Below are 6,328 nucleotides of genomic sequence, written 5' to 3' on the forward strand. Positions count from 1 at the left end.
GCCGTTCGGCCGAGCAGGCGCGCAAGCGCCCATCCGAGCGCCGCCAAAGCGGCCTCGGGACGAAACTCGTTGGGCGCCGGATGGCGCTGACCGCCTGCGGGCGGACAGGTCGCTAGAGGCGACGTCACCGGCTGGCGGACGGTCGCTAAGTGGGCGGAAGAGCTTCGCGCGCGGTCATGCTGCGGTCGAAGGCTTCGACATGGCGGCGGGCGAGATCACGCTTGGCGATGTTGTGCCAGTAATGATCGTCATGCCCTTCATAGTTGCCGCGACCGTTTAGCCGGATCGTGTCACCATATTGCTCGATTCGCTGACCGTCATAAGTGAGCAGCACCTCGCCCTGGGTGGTGCTGAAGCGCTTGCACTCGATAACCAGCTTGTTGGGATCGTAGGGCGGCGGCTGGCGCAAATAGTCGGGACGCTGGCGGTTTGCCGCGATCGCGGCGCAGAGGCGCTCGACGTGATGCGGATGGTTCGAGACGATGCTGAAGACATGGGAGCGGTCGAAGAAGTTGCCGAAGAAGCTGACGGCGTTCTCCACCCCTTCGAGCCATTCGCCGCGCAGATTGCGGGCGTCGCGTTCGACGAAGTCGCCATATTTTTCGAACAGGCGGTTGAGCGGATGATCGTTCAGCATCTCGATCAGCGCGTCGATCGCGGCTTCGATGGTCTCGGTGCGCAGATGGCCGTTGCTCAGGACGATGGTCGTCATGGTCGGTCCTCATGAGTTTGGAGTTTATCGAGCGGGGCGGCAACCGCCGTGCGTGGATCAGCGGCGTCGAACCACCGGCTTGGCCCGCTCGGCCGCGCGGCGGTCGAAGACGTCGGCGAGCTGGGCGGGATCACTGCCGGGCCTTGCTTCGATGATGTCGTCGCGGAAGGTCACGTCGATGCCGACCCTCAAGATGTTGCAATGGTCAACGGCTTCGCGGCAGACCTCCGCTAGGTCGCAGCAGGACGGGGCGGTGGCGGCCAGGATCTTCCACCGCAGACCGGAAAATACGATCATGGGACCCTCCATAGCGCGAGCGACAGGTAAGTTGGCCGCGCGCGGTGGCATGGCGGCCTCGCCAGGCTTGCGGCGCAGTCCGGCGATTATCGTCTGCTGCAGGTTGGCATGGCTGTAATGGTCGAGGGACAGGCCGTCAGTTGGGCTCGTCGAGCCAGTTCTCGATTTTAAGGGCGCGGATGCGCGAGAATTCGCCGTCGTTGGCGGTCACAAGCACCGCGTCCAGGGCATAGGCATGGGCTGCGATGAACAGGTCGTTCGGGCCGATCGGTTTGCCTGCGGCCTCGAGCTCGGCGCGAATTCCGCCATATTCGGTGTCGGCCGGAATATCGAGGGCGAGAACTTGGATGCTGTCGAGGATCGCTTCGATCTGGGCCAGGAGACGCGGCGATCCCTTCTTGGCGCACCCGTAGCGGAGTTCGGCGGCCACGATAATACTGACGCAGATGCCGTCAGGGCCGACCTCGGCGATCCGCTTCGCGATGGAACCGTGCGGATTGCGTGCAAGCTCGGACACGATGTTCGTGTCGAGCATGTAGAGGGTGCTCAAAGGTCTATGGCCTTGGCCGGCAGCAGCGTATTGTCGACGTCCGGAAACTCGTCATCGGGTCCGAGCGGGTCGAGGCTCGCAAGGACTTCGAGAATATTCCGCCGACGGATCGGTTCGAGAATGAGCCGCTCGCCGTCGCGGTGGATCATGACGCTCGTTCCGGGAAGCTCGAAGTCGGCCGGGATACGCACGGCCTGGCTCTTGTTGTTGCGAAACAGTTTGGCTTCCCGCGAGGCTATCGGTTCGGATCGTGCCATGCGGTCCTCCTTGCATATACATAGACATATACATTGCGGTCGTCCATTTCAATGACGGACAGCAACAGGGACCTCGGCCCTGGCGTCTCACACCGCGAGATAGCAGTCATGGGCCAGCAGGAAGGCCTCGGCGACGGATTCGCCCTCGGCGAGCAGGCGCGGCTCGCGGGAGCCGGCCCAGATGGGACGGGGCAGATCGTCGCCCATGGCAAAGCGCCAGCGGGTGAGGCCGTTGGCGGCCTCCAGAACGAACCCGGCCTCGGTAGTCTTAAAGCGCTCTATGGTCGCCTTCTCGTCGCCGAAGTCGGGCATGTCGGCTATGCGCTCATGGCCGGCATAGCGATGCTCCCACGGCGTGAAATCCGCAATCTGGTCGGGATGCACGCCAAGGATGCGCTGGTCGATGGCAGCCCGGAGCGACCGGAAATCCTCGGCCGGGGTGATCTCCTCACGGGTCAGCCAGATCCACCCGTCAGACCCGGTGAGCGGCAGAACGATCCACGAGCCGCGATTGCACTGCCAGCCCGAGAGGCCGACGCCCCCTTGTCCATAGCTGCCGAGATGGCTCGAATAGTCGGTGAGCATGCGGCCTTCCGGCCAGTCCGGCGGCATGGGACCGATGACGCTGTTTCCCCTGACGGCGCTAAACGAGCCCCGATCCCATATGCTGTCTCGGTTGAAGACCCGGCGCTTGGTTCTGCCGGTGCGAGGAAGGTCGAGCACGCGGCGTGCCTTCTCGACTGGATCCTCGCCCTGACGGACGGTGACGCAGAGGCGGAGGGTGAGCGCTCCCGAGGCAGGGCTGGCGCTGTCCTCACAATCGAGCGCGAGAACAGCTTCGTGCTGGACCGGAGACTGGCTGCTTTCCGGCACGATAGTCCGCTTGGCGGCCCAGTCCATGCGCCGGCGCTCGTACCAGCTTTGGGAAAGAAGCCAGCTGCGCGCGCGGCGCGCATCCTCGGCCTCGGCTTTGGCGAGGATCCAGTCGGGGATGGGCGCCGTGAAGACGACGTCACAGGTCGGCATGGCGAGATACTCCGGCTTGGGGGTCTGTGCGCCGCGCTTGATGGCGGCGGTCCGGTGCGTTCAGGCGAGCGGCGCCGGCAGGGCCAGCCATTCCGGCTGGTCGTTTGCGATCGGCAGGTCGGTGTTCGAGGCCTCGGCCTCGGAGAAGACGGTCGCGGTTTCGAGCGAACCAAAGCCCGCTTCGCTGTTCCAGAAGAGCAGGCCCTCCTCGGCATCCCGCGTGGCGATGACTAGGCCGTGCTCGGCCTCGCCGGGACGGCGGGTCAGGGCCTTTTCGAGGCCTCGGCCCGAGCCGCCGAATTCGATGTCGTCCTCGCGGATCACGACGAAGCCGCCGCCGAACTCACCCGGACGCATGCGATCGCAATCGAGGGCATATTCGAAGCCGAAGGGAAGCGCGGAACGTGCCGTGGCCTGGATCAGCGCCGCGGCGGCCTGGATGTCGACCTGCTCGCCGTGAATCCACACGCCGATCGTATGGCCGGTGCCGGGAGGATCGACCTGCAGGGTGAAACCAAGGCGGGGATAGTCGGGATCGGAGAAGATTTCGAGAAAGCCGAAGAACGGGTCGGCATCGGCCGGCGGGAAGCAGGTCGCGAAAGCCGGGCCCAGCGCGGAGAAGCGCGCGGCGCGTGCATCCGTTTCGAGCGGAGCATCGTCGAGGGCCTCGATGGCATCCTCGATCAGGCGCAGGACCTCGGCCTCGGCGGGCGTGACGGCGAGCGTGAAGCTCGCCTTGGTGAAGTGGTTGGCCATGCTGGCTCCTGAAGGAAAGGGATGCGGCGCAAGGCGCGTCCCCGGTCTCGGAGACAGGCGCGGCCCCTTCCCCTCCCCCGCTCCCCTTTTCGTGCGCGGAGCGCGGGCCGCAGGAGACGCGGGGAGGATATCGGCGGCCCTGGTCATCGATGGTCGGAAGGTGCGGGCGGCGTCACCGCCCAACCGGCAAGTCTAGGCCGTGCGCTTGCGGCAGCGGGGAGGCCCGACATGGTCGGCGGATACTTCGAGGTCCACGGCGAGCTGGGTGAGCGTGCGCTGCGCGCCCAACCGCTGCAGCCCGTCCATACGGCCGTCGAGCTTGAGCGTCTTGATCCGCGATCGAACGAGCGAAGCGGCGACGCGCAGCGTGTGGGGATCGAGCTCGGTCATGGGACTGGATCATAGCGCGGAAGGCGCGTCGAGGCGAGCGTTCAGCCGTCCTCTGCGAAGTCGCGCCAGCGGAGAACCAACTCGATCATCTCGGCCTTGCGGCCGAAGGCATCGGGATAGATCGCGCCTTCATGCTGGCCGAGAAACCCGATGATGGTTGTCATATGGGTCGCGATCGTCGCGTCGACGCCGAACAGATCGGCGATTGGGAAATGACCGCAATCATCGCCATTCCACCAGGCAAGCAGGAAGTTCGCGACCCGCCGCGCCTGACCGGTGTCGGATCGAGCGATCTCGATCAGCCGGTCGAGGGCATGACGCGCGGCGGCGTCGCTGAAGGGCCCCTTGTCCACGGGATCAGCTTATAGCAGCGAGATGGTCACGGGAACCGGGAACCGGAGCGCCAATGTCGGGATCGAGACCCGGCGAGCCCGCCGGGTTGCCGCGCAAGATCCACGGCATCGGCTGGATGAGCCGCGCCCAGTCGGCAAACGACGGTATCCGCCCAAGATCTTCGGTGACATGCTGTTCTCCGACGAGCCGGACCGGAATGTCCCGGCCGTCGCTGTTGCGGATCGTCACGCCGAAGATCGTCTCGAGGAGAAAAATGCCCTCGGCATGATGCCTCAAGGCGCGGTGGCGCGGCTCGGCGATGATCTTCTTGGACTCGTCGAACCACTGGTGAAGCGGCAGATAGTCCTCGGCATTACCGCCCCACCGGCGGACCGAACTCAGCGCATGATAGTGGCAATGCGACATCGCTAGAGCTCCGTCTCGCTGGTGTCATAGTCGATGAAGCGGGTGTTGTGCGTGAGCGTCACGCAGCCGGAAGCGACATCGATGCCGATGATGCCGTGGGCCCCTTCGCCGTTTTCCCATCCGCAATGATGAGTGCAGACCGCATTCTCGGCGAACGCGCTCAGAGCATCTTCGAGGTCGATCGTCCGCGTCGTGACAGAGCCATTATATGCGAGCGCGAAATGGTCGCATAGGATGGTCGGTAGCTGTGCGCTGGCATCTTCGCGATAGGCGAAGACATCACCCACGCTGCCTTCGTCGCCGCCTCCGTCATAGTGGATTTCCACGCGCGCGATGCCGTGTTCGCGCAGCAATGGAAGGAAGGCGGCCTTGCAGAGCGCCTCGACAGCCTGGACCGCGGTGCGACCGGTCTCGAACTCCGCGATGATCGCGGCCTCGGTAGCCGGCTGGATGGAAGTGGGTTGCTGGGTCATGCGTCGATCTCCTGGATCAGGACCTTCGCGGCCTCGGCGCTGGTCGGGTAGGCGGCGGCGAGATTACGGTGAAGGATTTCGAAGTCCGGGATGGCGAACCGTCCGTCGGCATTGGGCCGCGTCGCGAGAAGCGCGCCGGTGACGATGTCATCGATGCGGTCCCGATCGATGGTCGGCGCAGCGCCGTCCTCATAGCGAACTGGCGGCGCGAACCCGGCCTCGACCCAGCTTTCGAGGCCATCCTGCGCGGCCTCGGTATAGGCGGCAACCGCGGGATTGCGCCGATAGGCAGCCGCATCGACCTTGAGGCCAAGCGAATAATAGACGCCGAAGTCGTGCCGGTTGGTGACCGACACGAGCGTGCAGCCCTCGGGCGGCGGGCCGAAACGGCCAATGATGGCGGCGCGGTAGGCGGCGACTTCGAGCCGGTTCAGCCGCTCGAAATCGGGCGTGTGCCCAAGCTGGGCGCAGTCCTCGTTGGCTGGGGCACCGCCGAGGTCGATGATGTCGGACATGATTGTCTCCCGTCGCGATTGGACAGGAGCCACGCTCCCCCTCCTCTCTACGGCCGCAGGCCGGTCGGGCGGGGATTGAAGCGGACAGGAAAACTGGTGAGCTAACTTGAAGACTTGGACCAAGTACGGTATGTTGAACGAAATCGGATTTTGTTGGACAAGAGACAATGGCTAAAAACAGCGGAGCGCGCCGTACTGACGGCGGGAAACACCAAGGCGGCTGGTCGGGCAAGCGCAGTGTCGGGACGGGCCATATCCTGACGGTTCATGGTACCCAAGTTGAAGCCGTGATGGCCGCCGCGCAGCGGTCGGGCCTGCTACATGAGAAGAGCGGCCGGATCGGCGGCCGGGTTAGCCCTGCTCTCGTCGAAAAGGCGAAGGCTCGAACCGGCATCGAGACGGACACCGATCTGATCGAGTTCGCCCTCGCCAACATCGCTCTTGAGGACAAGTTCGCCGAGAAATTCAAAGCTGCGCGCGGCAAAGTGGATCCGGATCTGAAGCTCGGCTTCTAATATGGCCCAGTCGGCCCGAAGCTGCGATTTTGGCCATGTTGAAGAACAAAGATTGAACATGGCGATCTACCAGGCTCG

At 64.6% G+C, this 6,328-nt stretch carries 12 protein-coding genes; 1 reads left to right on the forward strand and 11 read right to left on the reverse strand.

Annotation, left to right across the window (positions count from 1 at the left end; genetic code table 11):
- Positions 1-145: 145 nt before the first annotated feature.
- The 11 genes from L3X40_RS20465 to L3X40_RS20515 form a co-directional block, all read right to left on the reverse strand.
- Positions 146-712, reverse strand: a complete 567-nt coding sequence (locus tag L3X40_RS20465; protein ID WP_237367237.1) for a hypothetical protein — start codon at positions 710-712, stop codon at positions 146-148.
- 57 nt (positions 713-769) lie between these two features.
- The gene (locus L3X40_RS20470; protein ID WP_066765161.1) at positions 770-1,009 is read right to left on the reverse strand and encodes a hypothetical protein; all 240 of its coding nucleotides are present in this window, start codon (positions 1,007-1,009) and stop codon (positions 770-772) included.
- A 136-nt stretch (positions 1,010-1,145) separates the two neighbouring features.
- Positions 1,146-1,544, reverse strand: coding sequence for a type II toxin-antitoxin system VapC family toxin (locus L3X40_RS20475; protein ID WP_206435171.1), 399 nt, complete (start codon positions 1,542-1,544; stop codon positions 1,146-1,148).
- A gap of 11 nt (positions 1,545-1,555) precedes the next feature.
- On the reverse strand, positions 1,556-1,816 hold the full coding sequence (locus L3X40_RS20480) for an antitoxin (RefSeq protein ID WP_066765158.1): 261 nt from the start codon (positions 1,814-1,816) through the stop codon (positions 1,556-1,558).
- Positions 1,817-1,903: 87 nt separating this feature from the next.
- Positions 1,904-2,842, reverse strand: coding sequence for a hypothetical protein (locus tag L3X40_RS20485; RefSeq protein WP_125964287.1), 939 nt, complete (start codon positions 2,840-2,842; stop codon positions 1,904-1,906).
- Positions 2,843-2,902: 60 nt separating this feature from the next.
- On the reverse strand, positions 2,903-3,598 hold the full coding sequence (locus L3X40_RS20490) for a hypothetical protein (protein ID WP_125964286.1): 696 nt from the start codon (positions 3,596-3,598) through the stop codon (positions 2,903-2,905).
- 192 nt (positions 3,599-3,790) lie between these two features.
- Positions 3,791-3,988: a hypothetical protein gene (locus L3X40_RS20495; RefSeq protein WP_125964285.1), complete on the reverse strand. Its 198-nt coding sequence runs from the start codon at positions 3,986-3,988 to the stop codon at positions 3,791-3,793.
- A 41-nt stretch (positions 3,989-4,029) separates the two neighbouring features.
- Positions 4,030-4,341, reverse strand: a complete 312-nt coding sequence (locus L3X40_RS20500; protein ID WP_125964284.1) for a DUF7673 family protein — start codon at positions 4,339-4,341, stop codon at positions 4,030-4,032.
- Positions 4,342-4,345: 4 nt separating this feature from the next.
- Positions 4,346-4,747, reverse strand: coding sequence for a DUF6915 family protein (locus L3X40_RS20505; RefSeq protein WP_125964283.1), 402 nt, complete (start codon positions 4,745-4,747; stop codon positions 4,346-4,348).
- Between the two features lie 2 nt (positions 4,748-4,749).
- On the reverse strand, positions 4,750-5,220 hold the full coding sequence (locus L3X40_RS20510) for a DUF6878 family protein (protein ID WP_125964282.1): 471 nt from the start codon (positions 5,218-5,220) through the stop codon (positions 4,750-4,752).
- A complete protein-coding gene (locus tag L3X40_RS20515; RefSeq protein ID WP_125964281.1) occupies positions 5,217-5,735 on the reverse strand; it encodes a hypothetical protein in 519 nt (172 codons plus the stop codon). Before L3X40_RS20515 ends, L3X40_RS20510 begins: the two co-directional genes overlap by 4 nt.
- A gap of 167 nt (positions 5,736-5,902) precedes the next feature.
- Here L3X40_RS20515 and L3X40_RS20520 point away from each other — a divergent pair, with 167 nt between their 5' ends.
- Positions 5,903-6,250: a hypothetical protein gene (locus L3X40_RS20520; RefSeq protein WP_237367238.1), complete on the forward strand. Its 348-nt coding sequence runs from the start codon at positions 5,903-5,905 to the stop codon at positions 6,248-6,250.
- The last annotated feature ends 78 nt before the right edge of the window (positions 6,251-6,328 follow it).

This window comes from Rhizorhapis sp. SPR117 (assembly GCF_021742065.1).

Bases quoted from the DNA above. Each gene is read 5' to 3' on its own strand.
- L3X40_RS20465 (WP_237367237.1), bottom strand. From the start codon at position 712: ATGACGACCATCGTCCTGAGCAACGGCCATCTGCGCACCGAGACCATC.
- L3X40_RS20470 (WP_066765161.1), bottom strand. From the start codon at position 1,009: ATGATCGTATTTTCCGGTCTGCGGTGGAAGATCCTGGCCGCCACCGCC.
- L3X40_RS20475 (WP_206435171.1), bottom strand. From the start codon at position 1,544: ATGCTCGACACGAACATCGTGTCCGAGCTTGCACGCAATCCGCACGGT.
- L3X40_RS20480 (WP_066765158.1), bottom strand. From the start codon at position 1,816: ATGGCACGATCCGAACCGATAGCCTCGCGGGAAGCCAAACTGTTTCGC.
- L3X40_RS20485 (WP_125964287.1), bottom strand. From the start codon at position 2,842: ATGCCGACCTGTGACGTCGTCTTCACGGCGCCCATCCCCGACTGGATC.
- L3X40_RS20490 (WP_125964286.1), bottom strand. From the start codon at position 3,598: ATGGCCAACCACTTCACCAAGGCGAGCTTCACGCTCGCCGTCACGCCC.
- L3X40_RS20495 (WP_125964285.1), bottom strand. From the start codon at position 3,988: ATGACCGAGCTCGATCCCCACACGCTGCGCGTCGCCGCTTCGCTCGTT.
- L3X40_RS20505 (WP_125964283.1), bottom strand. From the start codon at position 4,747: ATGTCGCATTGCCACTATCATGCGCTGAGTTCGGTCCGCCGGTGGGGC.
- L3X40_RS20510 (WP_125964282.1), bottom strand. From the start codon at position 5,220: ATGACCCAGCAACCCACTTCCATCCAGCCGGCTACCGAGGCCGCGATC.
- L3X40_RS20515 (WP_125964281.1), bottom strand. From the start codon at position 5,735: ATGTCCGACATCATCGACCTCGGCGGTGCCCCAGCCAACGAGGACTGC.
- L3X40_RS20520 (WP_237367238.1), top strand. From the start codon at position 5,903: ATGGCTAAAAACAGCGGAGCGCGCCGTACTGACGGCGGGAAACACCAA.